15 protein-coding genes are annotated in these 20,150 nt (G+C 72.9%); 5 read left to right on the top strand and 10 right to left on the bottom strand.

The window, feature by feature from the left end; all coding sequences use genetic code 11:
• The first annotated feature begins 10 nt into the window (after positions 1-10).
• The gene (locus tag C5N14_RS32950; protein ID WP_128763541.1) at positions 11-613 is read left to right on the top strand and encodes a CGNR zinc finger domain-containing protein; all 603 of its coding nucleotides are present in this window, start codon (positions 11-13) and stop codon (positions 611-613) included.
• A 289-nt stretch (positions 614-902) separates the two neighbouring features.
• Here the strand turns inward: C5N14_RS32950 and C5N14_RS08955 are convergent, their stop codons facing one another.
• From C5N14_RS08955 to C5N14_RS08925, 8 genes are all read right to left on the bottom strand, one after another.
• Complete coding sequence (locus C5N14_RS08955; RefSeq protein WP_117667396.1) at positions 903-1,451, bottom strand: hypothetical protein; 549 nt, start codon at positions 1,449-1,451, stop codon at positions 903-905.
• Between the two features lie 4 nt (positions 1,452-1,455).
• On the bottom strand, positions 1,456-2,625 hold the full coding sequence (locus C5N14_RS08950) for a M20/M25/M40 family metallo-hydrolase (protein WP_117667394.1): 1,170 nt from the start codon (positions 2,623-2,625) through the stop codon (positions 1,456-1,458).
• Positions 2,626-2,889: 264 nt separating this feature from the next.
• Complete coding sequence (locus C5N14_RS32945; RefSeq protein WP_243639340.1) at positions 2,890-3,108, bottom strand: hypothetical protein; 219 nt, start codon at positions 3,106-3,108, stop codon at positions 2,890-2,892.
• Between the two features lie 160 nt (positions 3,109-3,268).
• Positions 3,269-3,463: an FAD-dependent oxidoreductase gene (locus C5N14_RS32940; protein WP_243639338.1), complete on the bottom strand. Its 195-nt coding sequence runs from the start codon at positions 3,461-3,463 to the stop codon at positions 3,269-3,271.
• Positions 3,463-4,170 carry a GntR family transcriptional regulator gene (locus C5N14_RS08940; protein WP_117667392.1) on the bottom strand — a complete coding sequence of 236 codons (708 nt, stop codon included), beginning with the start codon at positions 4,168-4,170 and terminating at the stop codon, positions 3,463-3,465. The genes C5N14_RS32940 and C5N14_RS08940 overlap by 1 nt, the downstream gene beginning before the upstream one ends.
• On the bottom strand, positions 4,170-4,856 hold the full coding sequence (locus C5N14_RS08935; RefSeq protein ID WP_117667390.1) for an N-acetylmannosamine-6-phosphate 2-epimerase: 687 nt from the start codon (positions 4,854-4,856) through the stop codon (positions 4,170-4,172). Before C5N14_RS08935 ends, C5N14_RS08940 begins: the two co-directional genes overlap by 1 nt.
• Positions 4,853-5,821: a BadF/BadG/BcrA/BcrD ATPase family protein gene (locus C5N14_RS08930; protein ID WP_207892663.1), complete on the bottom strand. Its 969-nt coding sequence runs from the start codon at positions 5,819-5,821 to the stop codon at positions 4,853-4,855. The genes C5N14_RS08935 and C5N14_RS08930 overlap by 4 nt, the downstream gene beginning before the upstream one ends.
• A complete protein-coding gene (locus tag C5N14_RS08925; RefSeq protein WP_117667386.1) occupies positions 5,818-6,456 on the bottom strand; it encodes an oligopeptide/dipeptide ABC transporter ATP-binding protein in 639 nt (212 codons plus the stop codon). Before C5N14_RS08925 ends, C5N14_RS08930 begins: the two co-directional genes overlap by 4 nt.
• A gap of 593 nt (positions 6,457-7,049) precedes the next feature.
• Here C5N14_RS08925 and C5N14_RS08920 point away from each other — a divergent pair.
• Positions 7,050-8,522 carry a serine/threonine-protein kinase gene (locus C5N14_RS08920; RefSeq protein WP_117667384.1) on the top strand — a complete coding sequence of 491 codons (1,473 nt, stop codon included), beginning with the start codon at positions 7,050-7,052 and terminating at the stop codon, positions 8,520-8,522.
• Positions 8,523-8,661: 139 nt separating this feature from the next.
• On the opposite strand, the gene C5N14_RS08915 is transcribed toward C5N14_RS08920, so the two are convergent.
• The gene (locus C5N14_RS08915; protein ID WP_117667382.1) at positions 8,662-11,523 is read right to left on the bottom strand and encodes a M48 family metalloprotease; all 2,862 of its coding nucleotides are present in this window, start codon (positions 11,521-11,523) and stop codon (positions 8,662-8,664) included.
• A gap of 328 nt (positions 11,524-11,851) precedes the next feature.
• On the opposite strand from C5N14_RS08915, the gene C5N14_RS08910 reads away from it, so the two are divergent.
• Positions 11,852-14,599 (top strand): cation-translocating P-type ATPase, encoded by a 2,748-nt coding sequence (locus C5N14_RS08910; protein ID WP_117667380.1) that lies wholly within the window; start codon positions 11,852-11,854, stop codon positions 14,597-14,599.
• Positions 14,600-14,625: 26 nt separating this feature from the next.
• On the opposite strand, the gene C5N14_RS08905 is transcribed toward C5N14_RS08910, so the two are convergent.
• Entirely contained in the window at positions 14,626-15,516 is an 891-nt protein-coding gene (locus tag C5N14_RS08905) for a universal stress protein (protein ID WP_207892662.1), read from the bottom strand.
• A gap of 1,279 nt (positions 15,517-16,795) precedes the next feature.
• Here C5N14_RS08905 and C5N14_RS08900 point away from each other — a divergent pair.
• Complete coding sequence (locus C5N14_RS08900; RefSeq protein ID WP_117667752.1) at positions 16,796-18,772, top strand: OmpL47-type beta-barrel domain-containing protein; 1,977 nt, start codon at positions 16,796-16,798, stop codon at positions 18,770-18,772.
• A gap of 102 nt (positions 18,773-18,874) precedes the next feature.
• Positions 18,875-20,083 carry a multicopper oxidase domain-containing protein gene (locus tag C5N14_RS08895; RefSeq protein ID WP_117667376.1) on the top strand — a complete coding sequence of 403 codons (1,209 nt, stop codon included), beginning with the start codon at positions 18,875-18,877 and terminating at the stop codon, positions 20,081-20,083.
• Positions 20,084-20,150 lie beyond the last annotated feature (67 nt).

Below are 20,150 nucleotides of genomic sequence, written 5' to 3'. Positions count from 1 at the left end.
TACTGGTGTCGTGCATTGGACCGATGTCGACGGCCTCCGGATGCCAGTGCTGCTCGCCGGCCATCCGGGGCTGGAGCTCTGCAACACCTGGGCCGGCTGGGACGAACCCCCGGGCCCGCACCGGGAATGGCTGCGCGGCTACGACCACCTCGCCACCTGGGCCGGGCACGCCTCGCTGCTCGACGGGCCCACCGTGCGGCGGCTGCGCACCACCGCGCGCCGGGAACCTGAAGCGGCCGAGCGGAGCCTGGCCGCGACGCGGTCCTTCCGGGCCCGCCTGCGTACCCTCCTCCTCGACCCGGGCGACGCCGTGGCGTTCGGCGCCGTCGCCGCCCAGGCCCGGCGGGCCGCCGCCGCCGCACGCCTGACGGCGGGCCCGGACGGCGTCGCCTCCTGGACCCTCGCCCCGGACAACCCACTCGACCTGCCGCTGCTCGCGTGCGCGCGGGCCGCCGCGGATTTGCTCTGCACGCCGGCGAGGGCCCACGTCCGGGCCTGCCCCGGCACCGACTGCGGGTGGCTGTTCCTCGATCCCCGGGGCCGGCGGCGCTGGTGCACCATGGCCATCTGCGGCAACCGGGCCAAGGTCCGGGCGTACGCCAACCGCCACTGACCAGCGGGCCCGCCGGCGGGGCCCGGCGTCGCCGGGCGGGGCGGGGAATCCCGGCTGCCGATCGCCTGCTCCGGGCTCCGTAGGGCCGCAGCGCAGTCGCCGCCGACTCGTCCGGCATCGGGTGGTGGTGGCCGGGCGCTCCGGCCTCCGGCCGCGCCGATCCCGACCACCTGTCGGAGCCACCGCCCGAGTCGGCGCGGGGTGGTCGTCGTCGGTCCGGCCCCGTCGGACGGCGAACAGGTACGACCGCGGTCGCCGCTGCTCGCGGTGGCACCGCAGGCCGGCCCGCCTACGCCAGCCCGAACTCCACCAGGTCGAGGTCGTCGCCCTCGCCCCAGTTCTCGACCTTCCAGTCACGCCCCTGCTTCACCAGCAGGAAGACGTAGTCGGTGCCGGAGCCCGCCCGGTCGACGATCCGGATCACGAACTTGCCGAGCCTGCCGGACCCGCGCGGCCGGGACCGGTCCCGAACGATCTGGGCCCGCCGAACCTCGCAGTTGACCACGTGCCCGGGAAAATGGCTGGCGAGTGACTCCGGCGGCACGATCTGGTGCTGCTCCGGGGGCATCTGCCGCACGACGGCCTGGTGGTCGCCCCGGTTGGCCGCGTCGACGAGGTCGGCCACCACGGACCGGGCCGCCGCCGTCTCGCGGCGGACGGCGAGTCCGGCTGCGAGGCGGCCCGCGACCAGGGCCAGCACGACCAACCCGACGGCCGCCAGGGCCGAGACCGTCCCGGTCAGCGCACCGATCGACCCGCCGGCGCAGGCAGCCACGGCGACGGCCCCCGAAACGATGACACCGGCGGCGGCGAACTGCCCGCCGCCGCGTCCAGACACCAGGTCAGCGATTACCCGGACCCCCATCCTGGTTCCGGCGGATGTCCTCGACCAGTTCCGCCACCAACGCCGCCCGATCCGGCATGGCGGCGACGACGACGTACTCGCCCTCGGAGTGCGCGCCGTCCCCCACCGCGCCGAGACCGTCGAGTGTGGGACAACCCGCCGCCGCGGTGAAGTTGCCGTCCGACCCGCCACCGACGCCGGTGCCCCGCAACGGGCCGAGGCCCAGCGCCGGCGCGAGGGCCGCGGCGCGCGCGAACAGGGCCGCGGTGGAGGACGCCGGCAGCGGCGGCCGGCTCGCCCCACCGGCGAGGGAGACGAACACGTCGGGCAGGATGGGCTTGAGGGAGCGCAGTTCCTCGTCCACCCGCTTCGCCTCGTCCTCGACGGCGACCCGGACGTCGACCCCCAGCCAGGCGTGCGCGGGCACCACGTTGCCGGCGGTGCCGCCACCGGCCAGGGTCGGCGTGACGGTCGTGCCGAGGTCGGGCCGGGTGAGTTCCCCGACGTCGAGCAGCAGGCGACCCAGCACGGTCAGCGCGTTGCGGCCGAGCTCCGGGTCCAGCCCGGCGTGGGCCGCGCGTCCGTGCACGTCGAAGCGGTACCGGCCGATCCCCTTGCGACTCGTCTTCACCGCTCCGTCGACGGAGGGTTCGAGGATGAGAGCGGCGTCGCAGCGGCGGGCCGTCTCCTGCACGAGCTTGTGGCTGGTGGGGGACCCGATCTCCTCGTCGCCGGTCAGCAGGATCTCCAGGCCGGCGCGGTCCGGCAGCGCCGCCACGGCGTGGAAGAGCTGCACGATCCCGGCCTTCATGTCGAAGCAGCCGGGGCCGGTCGCGGTCCCGGCTGCCTCGTCGATGGTGAACGGCCAGCGGTCCAGGGTGCCCAACGGCCAGACGGTGTCGTAGTGGCCGATCAGGGCGGCGGTCGGCTGGCCCGGCGCGGCTGGCCAGCGCCACCGCAGGTGGATCCGGCCGTCGATCTCGACGGGTTCCGGGGGCCCGCCGACGATCTCCTCGCCGAGGGCGGACACCGCCTCCGCCCCGGCCCGGCAGGCCGACAGGTCATCGGAGGGCGTCTCGACCGAGACCAGGCGGCCGAGTTGCCCCACCATCTCGGCCGTGCGCGTCCGTAGGGCGCGGAGGCGGGCAGGGGACACACTCGTAGCCATGCATGGATCATTCCCCGGCTGAAGCGCGACGGCAAACCCCGAATCGATCGAAGTCGGTCGCGGAACTCGTCGACGCGCGGTGGCGGTACCGGGATCCGCAGGTCGGGCACTCGACGGGCACGCGAGCGAATCGAGGGTTGTGATCGTCATCAGGTGGACCTCTCAGCCGAGCGGACGGAGTCCAGCGCGCCGAGACCGCCGTCGGCGGGCGAAAGACCCCACTCGTCCCTGCGACGGTTGGTCTTCGGGCTCCCGAACCCCTCCTCACCCGTCGACAGGCCGGTGCGGTCGGGACCCACCGGAATCATGATCGTCGGGCCCGGGCTGGATCGAGGCCATCTGTAGCAGCAACACCACGGCCACGACCATGAAGGGCGCGGACACGAACCACAGCAGCAGCTTCGTGCCGGGGCTGGCCCCGAGCGCGACCGGAAGCTGCGAGACGAGGGCGGCCACGCCGGTGGCGCCGAGCAGCAGGCTCACCTGGCGGACCGAAGGCCGGACGCCGCGGGCTGACCCAGCAGTTGCCCGGGTTGAGCAGCTCCCCGGCCCTGGCCGGGGCCAGTGCGTACCAGTCCCGGTAGTACGACCGCACGCCCTGGCGGAACCGGCGGTAGCTGCTGGTCGAGCCGTGGGTCTCGATCTAGCGGTGCTCGTCCGGGGACACCGCCTGCGAGGTGAGCTGCCCCCCGATCCACGTGCACGGTTCGACGACCACCACCCGGGCGCCGCCCTCGCAGGCGGCCAGCGCGGCGGCGACGCGGCCCACCCCGCCCACCCCGCCGCCGACGACCAGCACGTCGGTGTGTCCTTCGTTGGTCCTTCCGGTGCGGCTCATCAGCCGCTCTCCCCTCGTCGTGCGGTCAGCGAGAAGTGGTACCGATCGCCGCGGTAGAGCGAGACCGCCCGTTCCACCGTCCGGCCGCGACCGTCGAAGCCGATCCGCCGTACTTCGAGCAGTGCCGAGGTGGGTGGGATCTCCAGTAGCTCGCACTGCCGCTGGTTGGGCACGACGGCGGCGATCATCTGCTGGGCCACGGTCACCTGGATCTGGTACCGCTCCCGCATGGTCTCGTAGAGCGCCCCGTCGAGGTTCTCGACCAGCAGGCCGGGGAAGAGTTCGGCGGGCAGGTGCACCTCCTCCAGGCACATCGGCGCGCCGTCGGCCATCCGCAGCCGCTCCAACCGGTAGAGCAGGGACCCCTCGGGCAGGCCGAGTTCGCTGGCCAGGGCCTCCCTGGCGACCACCGCGTCCGTCTCGATGGTCTTGCTGCTCGGAGTCAGTCCCCGGGTCAGCATGTCCTCGGTGAATCCACTGAGGCTGGTGCCCTTGGCGATCCGGGTGTCGGAGACGAAGGTGCCCTGGCCCCGAATGGTGTAGATCAGCCCGTCGTCGAGCAGTTCGCGCAGGGCCTGACGCAGCGTCGTCCGGCTGACGCCCAGTTCCTCGGCGAGGTCCCGCTCCCGGGGCAGGGCCGCGTGGGCCGTCAGCTCGGCGACCCGGCGGCGCAGTTCGGTGCGAGTCCGGCTCAGTTTGGTGGTCATCACGACTCCACGGGAGAATGTGGGCAGGCGTACGCGAACCGGCGGGTGGTGTTGACCGGGTCGGAGATCGCGGTTCCGACGACGACGGCCCAGGCGCCCTCATCGAAGGCCGCCGCGACCTGGGCAGGGGTACGGTACCGCCCCTCCGCGATGACCGGAACGGGACAGCGCCGGCTGATCGCGCCGACCAGCGCGATGTCCGGCTCGTCCGGTACGGCCGTGCCGGTGGTGTAGCCGGCCAGCGTCGTACCGACCAGGTCGGCTCCGGCGTCGACCGCGGCGAGAGCGGCGTCCAGACCGTCCACGTCGGCCATGAACAGCGCGCCGCCGGCGTGGGCCGCCGTGATGAGGTCGGCCAGTTTCTCCCCGCCCGGGCGGGGCCGTCCGGTCGCGTCGGCGGCCACGATCCGGGCACCGGCCCCGGTCAGCGCCGTCACGTCGGCCTCGGTCGGGGTGATGTAGACCGGGCTGCCGGGGGTGCTCCGCTTGATCAGTCCGATCACCGGTACCCCGAGCTCGGACATGCCCCGCACGTGGGCCACCCCCTGACCGCGCAGTCCGGCGGCGCCACCCAGCACGGCCGCGCTCGCCATCGCCATCATGTGTGGGACGTCCAGGAACGGGCTGGGTTCCTGGGCCTGGCACGAGACGACCAACCGTCCACGGATGGCCTCGGCCACGTTCATCGGTGTTCTGCCCTTTCCTCGATGTCGACATGAGTGGTCAGTCCGGTCAGAGCCGGCGGACCGGTGGCGGGTCCGGCCAGGGCCAGCGCCCCGGCGAGTGGATCGCCGGTGGCCGGGACCGGCCGCGCGGTGGGTGCCCCGGCTCGCAGCACCCGGGTGAAGGAGGGCAGCAGCAGGTCGGTGGCCTGGAAGAGGCCACCGGTGCCGGAGACCGGCACCTCGGCGTCGGCGAGCCCGGCCCGGCGCAGCGCGCCGACCGCCGACTCGGCGAGCAGCCGGCCGGCCGTCCGCCAGATCAGCCGGGCGGCGGGGTCCCCGGCCCGGGCCAGCTCCGCGACCGTGACGGAGAAGCCGGCGACCCGTTCCGGGGTCGGTGGGCTCTCCCGCCAGCGGGCCGGCAGGGTCGCTACCGGCCCCCAGGCGGCGCTCACCGCGTCGCCCAACGGCCCGGGCGTGCCCCGGTCGAGGTCGCGCAGGGCCCGGCGGACGGCGGCCCGGCCGATCCAGTGGCCAGATCCCCGGTCGCCGAGTGCGGCGCCCCAGCCGTCGGCGCGGGCGGCGCCGCCGTCGGCCCCGACTGCCAGCACCACCACCCCGGTGCCGGCGGCGACCACCGCGCCGGGAACCGGGCCGAGGGCGCCGAGGTAGGCGGTGACGCTGTCGTCGGCGATCCGCAGGGTGCCGCGCAGGCCGGCCGCCCGCAGCCGGCGCCGAAGCGGTGCGGTGGGCGGCGACTGGCCGTTGAGACCGGTCATGCCGACCCCGACCCGCACCAGCGAGCCCCGGGTCGGCCCCAGGTCGGCCAGCGCGGCGGTCACCGCGTCGGTGACCAGGACGTCCGGGTCGGCGCCCCAGAATCCCTGGGTACGGGCGTGGCCGGTGTGGGGGCCCTGGCACGCGACCGCGCGGCAGCCGCCCTGGCCGAGATCGACGCCGACGCGGACGGCGTCGGTGCCGCCGGTCACCGGGCCGCCCCCGTGGCGGCCGGCGCCCGGCCGGCTTGGCTCTCCTCGGCGTAGTGGCAGGCCACCTCGCGGCCGGCGACGACGCGCAGTTCGGGTGTCCGCTGCGCGCAGCGGGGCTGGGCGAGCGGACACCGGGTGAGGAACCGGCAGCCCGACGGGGGCGCGGCCGGTGAGGGCACCTCGCCGGTGAGCACGATGCGTTCGCGCGGTGGCGCCGTCCAGGGCCGGGGCACCGGCGCCGCCGAGATCAGCGCTCGGGTGTAGGGGTGGGCCGGCTCGTCGTAGACCCGCGCCGCCGGGCCGAGCGCGGTCAGTGAGTCCTGGAAGACCATGGCCAGTTCGGTGCTGGACAGCTCCCGGGTGCGGCGTGCCGGCTGCGCGGAGAGGTCCTCCCCGTCGTAGCGGATGGTGCCACGTTCGATCTGCGCGCTGTGCCGGGGCAGCAGCGCCATCACCGCCCGCATGGTGACCGACTTGCCGGACCCGGATTCGCCGAGGATGGCCAGCGTCTCGCCGGCGTCGACGTGGAACGAGCCGCCGTTGAGCGCACGGTAGGCGCCGAGCGGGCCGCGGAACGAGACGACGAGGTCGTCGACCGCCAGCAGCGGTTGCCGGGCGTGCGGTGGTGCCGCCATCGCAGGGTCCTCCGGGTCCGGTTCGTGGTGAGCGATGTGGTGGGCGGGAGAGCCCGTCAGTCGAGCGAGACGTCGGCGAAGTCGGGCAGGTCGTTGGCGGTGGGGGTGAATCCCAGATGCTCACCGCGTCGACCTCGTCGAGCAGCGCCTCGATCTCCGGGACGGCCCGGACCCCCAGGTTGCTCTCGCCCAGCCGCGGTTCTGCGGTGAGACGTCGGCCACGGCCACCAACTCCGCCTGCCGCACGTCGCGCAGCGCGCGGACGTGCAGCTGACCCTGGACACCGATACCGACCACACCAATTCTGAGGCGGTCCACGCCAAACCTCCCACTGGTGCATGCCGGTAGCTAACTAGGTATGCACCTAGCTGCATGTAGTTGTACACCTCACCCGGAGCCGTGGCAAGGCCCTTCCCGCTCCGCAATCGGGCGCTGAGCTGCGACATCGCAGCGATCGGTGGCGGACGGGGCCGGTCCCGGGGCGGGACCACCGCGCAAGCCCGGACGGCGGGCGGCGGGTTCGGCACGGCGTGGCATGATGGCGCGGCCCTCGGTCCGCGCCGGGGCGATCCGACGCACGGACGGTGAGACGAATGCTGCACTCCGGCCTGAGGCTCGGCGGCCGTTACCGGCTGGACACCCGGATCGGCGCGGGCGGCATGGGCGAGGTGTGGCGGGCGGTCGACGAGGTGCTCGGCCGGGTCGTCGCGGTGAAGGCCATGCTCCCGGAGGTGGCCGACGAGCCGGACTTCGCCCGCCGCTTCCTGGCGGAGGCTAAGGCCATGGCCAGCGTGAACCACCCCGCCGTGGCGTCGATCCACGACTACGGACGCGGCGACGGCGTCACCTTCCTGGTGATGGAGTTCGTCGACGGCGAGTCCCTCGCCGGGTTGCTGCGTCGCACCGGGCGGCTGGCGCCGGAGGACGCCATGCGCCTGATCGCCCAGGCGGCCGACGGCCTACAGGCCGTGCACGACTGCGGGATCGTGCACCGGGACGTCAAACCGGCCAACCTGCTGATCCGCCGGAACGGATCGGTGCTGATCACCGACTTCGGGATCTCGCGTACCTGGGACGGCACCCATCTCACCGTCTCCGGCGCGGTCCTGGGCACTCCCTCCTACCTCTCGCCGGAGCAGGTGCTCGGGCAGCCAGCCACCGCTCTCAGCGACGTCTACGCCCTCGGGCTCACCGCCTACGAGTGCCTCGCCGGGCATCGCCCGTTCGCCGGGGACAGTCCGTACGCGATGGCCCTGCAGCGGGTGCGGACCGTACCGCGCCCCCTCGGCGGCGACCTGCCCCACCCGGTGCTCGCCGTCGTCGACCGTGCCCTGGCCACCGATCCGGCCGGCCGCTGGCCCTGCGCCGCCGCGCTGGCCGACGCCGCCCGGGCTGCCGCCGACGGACGGTCCGGCCCGGGTGGGCGGCGACCGCCACCGGCGGCCCCGCCGGGTGTCGCCGTCCCGTCTCCTGCGGGACCGGCCCGGCCCGGGGCGGCACCGGTCCCCGCCGTCGGCCCACGGACGGCGCGCCGGCGGTGGCCGCTGCTCGCCGCGCTGCCGGTGATCGCGCTGGTCGGCGGGGTCGCGCTCTGGCAGGCCACCGGCCCCGGCCGGCACGACGGGCCAGCGTCCGGCGCCGGGCCGCGGCAGCCGAGCACCGCGCCGACGGACGACGCCGCCCGGCAGGCCGGATTCACCTCCTGCGGCGCGGCGTTCTGCCCCACCCGACCGCTCTGCTGGCGAGGTTTGACCTCGATCAGTGGCAACGCCATGCCACCCCGCCGGGTCGACTGCACGACCGACCACGCCTGGGAGACCTTCTCGGCGACGTACCTGCCCGCCGACGCGGTCGACATCCCCCAGGACGAGCTGCTGGCCCGCGCCGACATCGGCGCCGCCTGCTCGGCGTCGGTGATGGCCGCGCGCACCGCCGGCCGGCCCACCACGGGCTGGGTACGCGAGGCGTGGCCGATCCAGCTCACCGGTACCGACGTCTGGCTCGTGCACTGCCTGGCCCGGCCGCAGACCGGTGACCCGTCCGGATCCGCCTTCTCGACCCGCTGACCACGCCCGGTTCGCCGGCCGTGCGGGCCCCCGCCTCGGCCACCGGCGAGCGGGGCGGCGGCGGTGGGCGGTCAACCCCGAGGGCGCCCGCGTCCCGACCGACCCGGTGTGCGGACCGGTACCTGGTGCACCACCACGCTCAGCGGAAGATCGCTTCCCCCATGCCGGGCACGTCCTGCCCGAGCGACACCAGCCGTCGGATCGCCGTGAGGTACCCGTCCCGGTCCCGGCGCCCGATGGCGAGGTCGCAGTCGCCGCCCGCCCGCTCCGCGCGGGTCAGCAGGGCGTTCCAGGCAGCCTGGCCCTGGGGGTCGGGATGGCGGAAGTACCGGCGGGCGCCGGCGACCCGTTCGGAGATGGCGGCACAGCGGGGCCGCACCTCGGCGTCGATCAGTGTCCAGTCGGAGAGCACCCGGTCCGACCCGTCGGCGGCGAGCTGGTCGAGCCGGTGGAGCAGGCCCAGCACGACGGTCAGGACCTGGCCGCCCCGCTCGTCCCCGCCGAGCGCCCGCCAGGCCTCCACCTGCGCCGTCCGCACCCCGGGTGAGGTGGCCTGCGCACCCAACACCGGATCCAGCGCGGCGGAGGCGGCGGGCGTCCGGGTGGCTGACCGGAGGTCGGCCACGGTCACGGCGATGGTCGTCGCCGTCATCAGCAGGCACGGCACCACCACGGCAGCCCGGCGCAGCGCCAGCCGTCCGAGGTGGGCCGGGACGGGGGAGTCGTCCCCGGCCAGTGGGGTGGACCCGGCACGGGCGCGGATCCGGCGCAGCGAGCGTCCTGCCAGCGTGCCGAGGGCGGCGACCGCGACGGCGAGGAACCCGCCCAGGCCCAGCGTCGTCGGAGTCAGCAAGGTCACCAGCGACCAGCCGCCCAGGGGATCGGGCTGGCACGACGACGCCAGGATCGTGAGTGGACGGACGCAGCCGTCCACCGAGGCCAGCGCGGCCAGGGTGAGCAGTCCGGCCAGCCCGGTGGCACCCGCCACGACCAGGGCCTGGACCAGCGGGTAGCGCTCCGCCAGCGCGGCGGTGACCCCGGCCGCCAGCCACATGACACCGATGACGACGACCATGAGCCACATCGTGTAGCTGACGAGGTGGGCCTGTTCCCGACCGGCGACCACCGGCGACCACGCCCGCACACCGGCGGTCGCCGCCACCACCGCCACCGCCGAGCAGAGCGCGCCGGTGCCGGCGGCGGGCAGAACCGGCCGTGGCCGGGTGGCGCCGGCCGAGCGGGGGAGCCAGGCCAGGAGCGGAAGGACCCAGAGTGCCCCGGACGCCCAGAGCAGCTCCGGGCGCTTGCTCAGGGCCAGCAGCACCGGCAGACCGGGAGCCAGGGCCAGCAGGGGTCCCTCGTACCCCTGGCCGTCGGTCAGGCTCTGCTCGTGTGCGCCGACGAGATCGCCGTTGAACGACAGAAAGCCGCCCGCGAGGATGGCGCCCTGGGCCTCCCACCAGTGCCACCACAGAGCCAGCACGAGACAGCTCACACCGAGCCCCACCAGCAGTGGCCACCGCCGTCGCACGCCCGCCGGCCGGGTGGCCGAGACCTGGGCGTACTCCGTCGTCCACCAGACGGCCGCGAGTCCCGCGAGCACGGGCGGGACCAGGAAGGCGGCCTGCTCGGGGAGCAGGTCCCAGACGCTGCCGGAGCGACCCACCGCCAGCTCGCCCACGATCAGGCCACCCCCCAGCCAGCAGCCGGCCCGTAGCCCGGACGGCGCCGGGCCGTGGGTGAGCGCCGCGTGGGTCACGGCGGGCCACAGCAGCAGCCCCGTGATCGTGCTGACCAGGACCGCGACGACCACCGCCACGACCCAGTTCTCCCAGTGGCTGGCGATCCCCAGCAGGGACAGCAGCGCCGGCATCCGGGTGGCGGCGATCGCCGCCGTCGCGCCGGTCAGGAAGAAGGGCAGCGCCTGCGGCGCGAACACCGTCCCCGGATCGGCCAACGACCTGAGCCGTCGCTCCCAGCTCGGATGGGTGTGCCAGAGGGACGCCCAGGACGCCATCAGCCGCCCTGCGGCGATCCGGTTGGACGGGGCCCGTCCCGTCGCGTCCCGGCCGGCGGCGGTCTCCCAGAGCCGTACGTCCGCGCCCCAACGCCGAGCCGTCAGGTCGGCGTGGAACTCACGGGTGCGCAGGATGTCCGCGCGCGCCAGGTAGACCAGGACGACCGTGACGGCCAGCATCGCCACGTGGTGCGCCACCCGGGACTGTTCCCGCGTCGCCATGGACGAGCCGGCGGTGCTTGGCAGGCTCACGGCCGCGATGTACGCCAGATCGAGGGGGACGACCACCCACAGCAGGATCCGCCACAGCGCGACGGTCGCGTACGTGATGTCGACGTCTCGGTTGCGCAGGTGCGCCAGTTCGTGCAGCACCACCGCCCGGAAGCCCTCGGGCGCACGGTGCCGCCGGGCGACCAGGCCACCGTCCAGGCAGACGGTGTAGCGGCGCAGCCGGCCGAAGACCACCGCCCCGCTGGTCGGTACGGCGGGAGCGATGACGAAGCGGGGCGGGCGACGCAGCCCGGCCACGGTGACCAGTTCGGCCAGGGTGCTCACCAGGTCGGCGTGGCCGTCGACCTGCTCGACCGGCACGACCCGGCTCCGCCGCCCCTTCCACCTCGGCAGCGCCCAGTACAGTGCCGCCGCGCAGACCGACACCAGCAGCAGCGCCGCCGGCTTCCACCACCACGGCTGGGCCGGCACGAAACGGTCCACGCAGTCCTCGAACGCGGACTGCTGGTCGACGATCCGGAACCGCACGTCGAGGTCGCTCAGGCCCGGGTCGCCCCCGGCGGCGAGCCCACAGCCGACCCGTGCGCCGTTCGGGTCGGTGTGCGCCTCGACGAGGCTGGCCGTGATGACCGCGGCGATCCCCACGAAGAGGACGATCAGCAGGACGAAGCGTGGGAGGGTGCCGGCGTTCGACAGCCTCTGGTGCGCGGGCGGCGGCTGCGCCGCCAGCACGCTGTCCGGGGGCGCCGACATCGTGGGGCTACCGCCCGCCGGCCTGGTCGACCGGACCCGCCGGCGACGGGTCGTCGTCGCCGGCGGGGGCCGGCCGCGCTACCGCCCGCTCGTTCTCGCGTCGCGCCACCGGCTCCATTGCCGACTCCCCGTGATGTCGCCGTCGCTCACCGCTGACGATTCTATTGACTGGCGTCAAGTGCGGTGACCATGCCGATCGCTACGGAGAGTTCCGCCGCGGTGAGCGAACGACGCACCGGGCGGGTGTGGCGTGACCCGTCCTGTAACGAGGGCCACCAACGGGATGATCGGCGAGAATGGCCGGGTGATCGGTGGTAAGGATGGCCCTATGACGAAGATCGGCTCGGGTGATCCGGTCGCCTGGCACGCCGTCCCGGCGGATGACGTCGCCACCGCGCTCGTCGTGCAGCGGTCGTGCGGCTTGAGCTCGTCGGAGGCCGAGCGACGGCGGAGCCGGTACGGGCCCAACCGCCTCGCCGAGGTGCCTCGGGAGCCGCGGTGGCGGGCGTTCCTCCGGCAGTTCCAGGACCTGCTCATCGTGATCCTGCTGGTGGCGGCCGTGGTGAGCCTGCTCGTCAGCAGGGAGTGGGAGACACCGGTCGCGATCGCCATCGTGGTGTTGCTCAACGCGACGATCGGATTTGTGCAGGAGTCCCGGGCGGAGGCGTCGCTGGATGCCCTCCGGCGGTTGATCGTGGCAGCGGCGACCGTGCGTCGGGACGATCGACTGCTTCGGATCAACGCCGAAGACCTGGTGCCGGGTGACGTGATCGTGGTCGAGGCGGGCGACCGGGTGCCGGCCGACGCCCGACTGCTGGAGGCGAGTTCGCTGGAGGTGCAGGAGTCGTCCCTGACCGGTGAAGCGCAACCGGTGACGAAGAGGGCAGGTGCCGACGTACGGGCCGACGCCGCGTTGGGTGATCGCCTCACGATGCTGTTCATGAACACGATGGCGACGCGTGGCCGCGGCGAGGCGGTCGTCACCGCCACCGGTATGGGCACGGAGATCGGCCGGATCGCCGGGCTGCTGCACGAGGCCCGGTCCGGCCTGACCCCGCTGCAACGGCAGATCAACGCCCTCGGCCGAACGCTGGCGGTGACCGCCGGCATCGTCATCGCGGTCGTGTTCGGCCTCGGTCTGGCGCGGGGCCAGCAGTTCCACGAGCTTTTCGTCACCGCGGTCTCGCTCGCGGTGGCGACCATCCCCGAGGGCCTGCCGGCGGTCGTGGCGTTCACCCTGGCGATGGGAGCCGGCCGCCTGGCCCGACGCGGAGCGATCGTCAAGCGGTTGGCATCGGTGGAGACGCTGGGCAGCACGTCGCAGATCTGCACCGACAAGACCGGCACGTTGACGTTGAACGAGATGACGGCGCGGGAGCTGGCACTGGCCGGGCGGCGGTTCACCATCTCCGGTGAGGGATACCGCACCGACGGGCGGATCCGCACCACCGATGGAGCGGCCCTGCCGGGCAAGCTGGAGGACGCGCTCACCGCGATGGCGTTGTGCAGTGACGCCGTGCTACGGGACGAGGAGTTGGTGGGTGACCCCACGGAGGGCGCCCTGGTGGTGCTCGCGGAGAAGGGCGGCGTCGATGTCGCGAGCCTGCGCACGCGGCGTCCCCGACTGGCCGAGGTGCCGTTCGACCCCGAGTACAAGTACATGGTCACCTTCCACCCCTGGATCGGCGAGAACGGAACAGAGGTCGTCCGGGCCTTCATCAAGGGTGCGCCGGACGTGCTCGCCGAACGCGCCGACCGGCACCTCGAAGGCGAGAACGTCGTCGCCTTCGACGACGCCGCGCGAGCCCGGTACAACGAGACCAACTCGGACCTGGCCCGGCGGGGACTGCGGGTACTCGCGGTCGGCGTGCAGGACTTCCCGGCGGCGCAGTTCGACGTGGGAGCGGACCCGCGGAAACTGCTCGATCGCGTCGTGCTGCTGGCGCTGGTGGGTATCGTCGACCCGCCACGTCCGGAGGCCCGCCAGGCGATCGCCGCCTGCCGCGACGCCGGCGTCCGGGTCCGGATGATCACCGGCGACCACGCCGTCACCGCGGCGGCCATCGCCGAGGACCTGGGCATCCAGGGGAGAGCCATCACCGGCAGTGACCTGGACCGCATCGATGACGGCGACCTCGCCGAGTACCTGGCCGACGTCGGCGTCGTCGCCCGCGTGTCCCCGACCCACAAGATTCGGATCGTGCAGGCACTACAGGGCACCGGCAGCGTGGTCGCGATGACCGGCGACGGAGTCAACGACGCCCCCGCGCTACGAGCCGCCGACATCGGCGTGGCGATGGGCGTCACCGGCACGGAGGTGGCCAAGGAAGCCTCCACCATGATCCTCACCGACGACAACTTCGCGACGATCGTCCGCGCCGTCCGTGGCGGGCGGGGCATCTACGACAACATCGTCAACTTCACCCGCTTCCAGGTGTCCACCGCGTTCGCGTTCGTGATCACCTTCCTCGTCGCGTCAGTGACCGGCATCGCTGGCGGGGCACCCTTCACCGCTCTCCAAATCCTGTTCGTCAACCTCGTCATGGACGGTCCTCCCGCCATGTCGTTGGGCGTCGACCCGGTCAGCCCGGACGCGATGAACAGGCCGCCCCGGCCCGCCGGGGAACACATCCTCACCCGACAGCGAATGGGTCGGATCGTGCTGGCCGCGGCGGTGATGGCCGCAGGTACGGTCGCGGTGCTGCACTGGGCGCCAGGGCCTGCGCCGGCCCCGGCGCAGGCCACCGTCGCCGGCACCATGGCGTTCGTGACGTTCGTCTTCTTCCAGGTGTTCAACCTGCTCAACGTCCGTAGTTTCACCCGCAGCGTGTTCGCACGGGAAACGCTGCGCAACCGGTCCGCCTTCGTCGCCACGGGCCTGGTCCTGGCCCTACTCATCCTGGTCGTGGAGTTCGACGCGCTGAACCGACTCTTCACCACGGCCGACCTCAGCGCAGGGCAGTGGCTGACCTGCGCCGCTGTCGGCTCCACCATCCTGATCGCCGGCGAAGCCGTCAAAGCGCTGACGCGCGCTCACCGACGCCGTCTGAGGATGGCCGCCACCGGCCTGTCGTGACGGGCCGGTGGCGGACGTGCCGCGTCCTACTCGGCCTCGATGGAAGGGGTCTGCGGAACCACCATGACGGGCCGGTGAGCGCTGTGCAGCGTGGCCATGGCGACGCTGCCGAGCAGGATCTTCCGCACGGCGGAACGTCCGCGCGAGCCGACCACGAGCAGGCCGGCCTCGCGGTCCACCGCCACCGCAGCCAGCGCGTCGGCCACCGCCCGCCCGGGCGTGCCGAGCCCGGCCCGCACGCGCACCGTGGTCGTGGACGGCTCACCGGCCGCCGCCACCGCTGGCGCCTCCTCGGTGCCGCCGCCGTCGCTGTCGACAGCGACCAGAACGAGATCACGTTCAGGGAGGAGCCGCTGGGCGGTGGTGAGCGCGGCCTCGGCTCCGGCCGAGGAGTCCCAGCCGACCAGGACCGGCCCCCCGGCAAGCGCCGCATGCTCGTCGGTCAACAGCGGATGTGGTACCACCAGCACAGGACGCGGGCTGTAGTGCACGGCCATGTCCGACACGCTGCCGAGCACCGCCCTGGCGCCGCCCAACCCCCGAGAGCCGACCAGCAGCACATCGGCCTGCTTCTCGTCGGCCAGCTCGGCGAGCTGCAGCCCTTCCCCGCCGTAGCTGCGCCGGACCAGCGGCTCGGCATCCCAACCCGCGGCCCGGGCCAGCATCACTCCCATCGACACCAAGCGATCGGCCTCACGGCCGCCTTCCCTCTCCACCGCCTCCACGAACACGTTGATGTTGCGATTACCCGTCCACAGCCGCCGCCGCAACTCCTCACTGGCGAACGGAGGCGTCCACAAATGCGCGATCCACGCACGCGCACCGGGAAACAGCAGCGCGCCGGCTTCAATTGCGGCGCTCGCGGCCGGAGAACCGTCGTAACCCACCACCACTTGCCTGACGTCCACGCCGTTCACCGCACAACCCCCTTCAACACCATGACCCATGAACGTCGCGCCTTGGAAGAGAGCGCGCGCCGCATGTCGGTTGCCTGCGGCGGCCAGTCGACCGGCCCGTCGACTGGACAAGCTCGGCAGCCAGGCACAACCTGATCATACCCGCGGTGCAGGTCGCCGGCTGGTGACCGCACCCTCCGCCCAGCGGGCGAGGCATCACCGGGGTACCGGCGCGACGCCCAGGCGACCGGCTCGGGTCTGCCTATCCGATCGCCCGTTCATGGACGAGAATTCCCGGCTGCGTGGCACCGCCACCGGCGCCCGACGGCGAAATCGAGTGGGCCGTTTCCGGGGCGGATCAACCGGACGGCAGAACGACTGGCCCAGCACCATCGAATTCCGAAAGCAACCCGAGCAGCGTTTCATCGATTTGCTCGGTGTTTTCCCGGCGGTTCGGGAAGCGCTCGTTATCGCCGGTCGGGGCGATGCGCCCGGCGCTGTCCGTACCGTCGCGGTGACGGCGGCTTCGGCTGTCGCAGACCGGCCCCCTGTCCGTCTTCGGTCATCCCGGTCGCTCCGGCCGGCGTACCTGGCCCGGGCCGGTCGCCGTGTCCCGCGGTCCGAACTCGTCGTTCCAGGTCGATACCGTGCCCGCAGCAGGCGGCCGGAGCGGGACGAACGCCCCGGTGGGGCCGGTGCGGCGGCCTCTCGCGCCGAGGGTTCGAAGTGGACGCCGCGGCCACTTTCGTTCACATCGATAAAAGTCCCGGCTCTGCTGCCGAAAGATGTGGACACTTCGATGGTAAGTCCGTTAGGGTCATGCCACGAGATGTTTCGAAGAGGTAACCGGCGGCGCGGTTATCTCGCGGGACCTGGCAGGTGGGCGAGCCTCACGCCCCCGGCCACGGTTGCTCCGCCGGAGTGGTACCTCCGCGGAGAGACGTAGTCACATCCGACCCGGCGCGACGGCGCGCGCCACGTCCCTGGACCTGCCACCCCTGTCCGCCTGACCAGCGCGGCGAAGCCCAGCCCGGAGACCCACCCACCCCGCCTGCCGTACACCACCCGCCTGAGCCCCCGTCGGGTTCAGCCAGTTCGCCGCACATCCCGTCGGCTTCACCCCGGGCAAGCCTGCCCAGCTACCGATGCCGGGTGGCTATCCAGCCATCCGGTGACGGACCTGGGCAGGTGAGGCTGCCGCGCGCCCATCACCCCCACCACCACCCGGCATCCCCGGTGAAACCAGCCATCGGCCTGCCCGACAAGTCTGACAAGGACCTTGATGAAAGGTATGCGGGACATGCCATTCCGCTCGCTCTGGCGCGGCACATCGAGTCGCCGCCCCCGTCCTCCGACAGAACCCGCCGGCCGGTACCGGCGACCGCTCGCCGCACTCACCCTGGCCGTCACCCTGCTGCTCGTTTCCGCGCTGAACGCCATGCCGGTGGGCGCCCAGGAGAACGGCAACAGCCAACAGCAGGAGCAGATCCTGACCTGGACGGCGGGCAACGACGTCACCGCCTACCGGTCCGTGCCCGCCACCGCCGTGGCCGGGCCGGCGACGCTGGTCTTCGAGAACAGCGCCGCGACCGGCAACACCAGCGGCATGCAGCACACGCTCACGTTCGAGACCGGGGACCCGAGGTACAACCAGGACGTCGCCGTCAACATCCTGGCCGACCCGTTGGACGCCAACGGCGGCCGGTGGTCGGTGGACGTGGTGCTCACCCCGGGCACGTACCGCTACTTCTGCGCGATTCCCGGGCACGGCATGATGAACGGCCTGCTGGTCGTCACCGGCGGCGGGGGCGAGGACACCACCCCGCCGACGGTGAGCGCCTCGGTCGCCGGGCAGCAGGACAACACCGGCGCCTTCGTCGGCGCGGCCACCGTCACCCTCACCGCGGCCGACGCCCAGTCCGGTGTGAAGTCGGTCGAGTACTCCCTCGACGGTGCGTCGTACGCCACCTACTCGGGACCGTTGACCGTCAACGCGCCGGGTGAGCACAGGGTCGACTACCGGGCCACCGACGTCGCCGGGAACACCTCGGGGACGCGGTCGGTGGACTTCACCGTGGTGGCCCCTCCGGACCCGGACACCACGGCGCCGACCGTGACGGCGGCCCTCAGCGGCGAGCGGGACGGTGACGGCGCGTACGTCGGGGCGGCCACCGTCACGATCACCGCCACCGACACCGAGTCCGGCGTGGCCACCATCGAGTACTCGCTCGACAGCCAGCCGTTCACCGCCTACTCCGGAGCCTTCGCGGTCAACCGGCCGGGCCAGCACACCGTCAGCTACCGGGCCACCGACAACGCCGGCAACACCTCGACTGCGGGGTCGGTCACCTTCACGGTGGTCATGGGCGGCACCGACCCGGACTGCCCGGTGCTGGACACCCGTGCCACGGTCTGGCTCGGCACGGTGAACAGCGGGCTGCCCAACCGGGCGGTGGGGACCGGCTGCACGATCAACAACCTGATCCAGAGCGAGCGGATCTGGCTCAACCACGCCGAGTTCATGACCCACGTCCGGGCGACCACCCAGCACCTGATGCACCTCGGGGTGATCAACCGGGACGAGCGCCAGGTCCTGGTGGACGCGGCCTCCTCCTCGAACGTCGGCAAGTCCGACGAGCAGACCGGCTACCGGTCGCTGCTCAGCCGCTCGGGTGCCTCGTTCGACCAGTGGGAGCACGTCGGGGCGGGCGGCTTCAGCCGCAACTCCGACGGTTCGATCACCAGCAAGCCGGTCAACGGCCTGGGCATGCTCTGGTTCCCGATCCGCACCTACGGTGACTTCTCGTTGAAGCTGCAGTGGCGCGACGACGCGCCCGGCGACGGTCGGGCCAACAGCGGCGTCTTCGTCCGGTTCCCCGGGGTGCACCAGCACCCGCAGGAGTCCCGGCCGGAGTGGGTGGCGATCAAGTACGGCCACGAGATCCAGATTCTCGACCGCGCCGACGGTGACCAGTACAAGACCGGTTCGGTCTACGGCTTCGACCAGGTCGACCTGGACGCCGCCGGGGTCACCCCGAAGGGCACCTGGAACGACTACGAGATCCGGGTGGTCGGGCAGCACTACTCGATCTTCCGCAACGGCCTGCTGATCAACGAGTACGTCAACGACCCCGGCGCGGTCTTCACCCCGCCCAGGTCGGACGACCCCGGTGGGGCCGGCCGGCAGAACACGCACGGCTACATCGGCCTGCAGGTGCACGGCGCCGCCGACATCGTCAGCTTCCGCAACATCCGGGTCGCCCCGCTGACGCCGTGATCCCGACGGGCGTCCACCGCCCGTGACACCCGTTCCCACCACCTCGTCAGCCGTGGCCGGCAGGGCCGCCGGCCACGGCTGACCGACCCGATTGGAACAGCCGTGGAGCAGAACGACGTGATCGAGATCCGACCCGAACCCAAGAGACCGCCCCGAACAAGCGGCCTGCGGACCCTGCTGGCGCTGGCCGTGGCGACGATCACCCTGGGCAGCGCGGGTACGGCCCTCGCGGTCCAGTCCGGGTTCTTCGCCGATAAGCCGGAGGGGTGCGTGGCACCGGACCGCAGCCTCCAGATGTACGCGGTGGAGCTGCCCAAGGACCCGTCGACCAACCAGATCCGGCTCGGCTACGGGCTGACCCCGCAGACCGCGTCGTACCCGGGGCCGACGATGGAGATGATCGAGGGCGAGTGCCTGGAGATCACCCTGCACAACCAGGTGCCGGAGGCGACCCTGGCGCAGTTGCGGACCGACCCGAACCATCCGCTCGGCGTCTCGTTGCACGTGCACGGCGTCAAGTACACCCAGACCTCCGACGGTACGGTGCACAGCGGCTCGTACGTGGCCTCGGGCCAGTCCCGCAAGTACACCTGGTACGCCAAGCCGCGCAACAGCAAGACCGGGTCGCCGGGCACCGCCGGCTACTGGTGGTACCACGACCACGTGGTCGGCGGCGCTCACGGTACCCAGGGCCTCAGCTCTGGGCTCTTCGGTGGTCTCGTGGTACGCCGCCAGGGCGACCCCCGGCCGGACCGCACCTACGTGAGCGTCTTCGGCGACCGGCAGTCGATCAACCTGCGGCGCGGCGCGGAGGCCGACACCTGCGACGCGGTGAACCCGCAGCCCGGGCCGACCTGCCTGGTCGCGAAGGTCGGCGAGCGGGTGGAGTTCATCGTGGTCGGCATCGGCAACGACATGCACACCTTCCACCTGCACGGCCACGCCTGGGCGGACACCCGGACCGGCCTGGTGGCCGGGGACAACAAGGCGTTGATCGACTCGATCCCGGTCATCGACAACAAGACCCTGGGACCGGGTGACTCCTTCGGTTTCCAGATCGTGGCCGGTGACGCGGTGGGTCCGGGGCACTGGATGCTGCACTGCCACATGCAGTTCCACTCCGACCTGGGCATGGCGACCACGCTGCACATCCTCGACGAGTCGGGGCAGATGCCGCCACACACCGCGCACGGCCCGGCGCAGGTCAACGGCCCGGCCGCCGGCTCCGGCGCGACCTCGGCACCGCCGGCCGGCGGATCCACCGCCGCCGGGGCACCCGCGCACGCCGGGCACCAGCCCGCCGGCTCCTGACCGTCCCGCCACCCCCACCCCCACAGAAGGAGCAGAAATGGCCCAAAAACGCCATTTCCGACCAAGC

This window comes from Micromonospora sp. MW-13 (assembly GCF_003434305.1).
In the GTDB taxonomy this organism is placed as follows: Bacteria; Actinomycetota; Actinomycetes; order Mycobacteriales; family Micromonosporaceae; genus Micromonospora.
The sequence above is the reverse complement of the archived record's forward strand: the minus strand, read 5'-3'. Positions and strand labels throughout refer to the sequence as shown.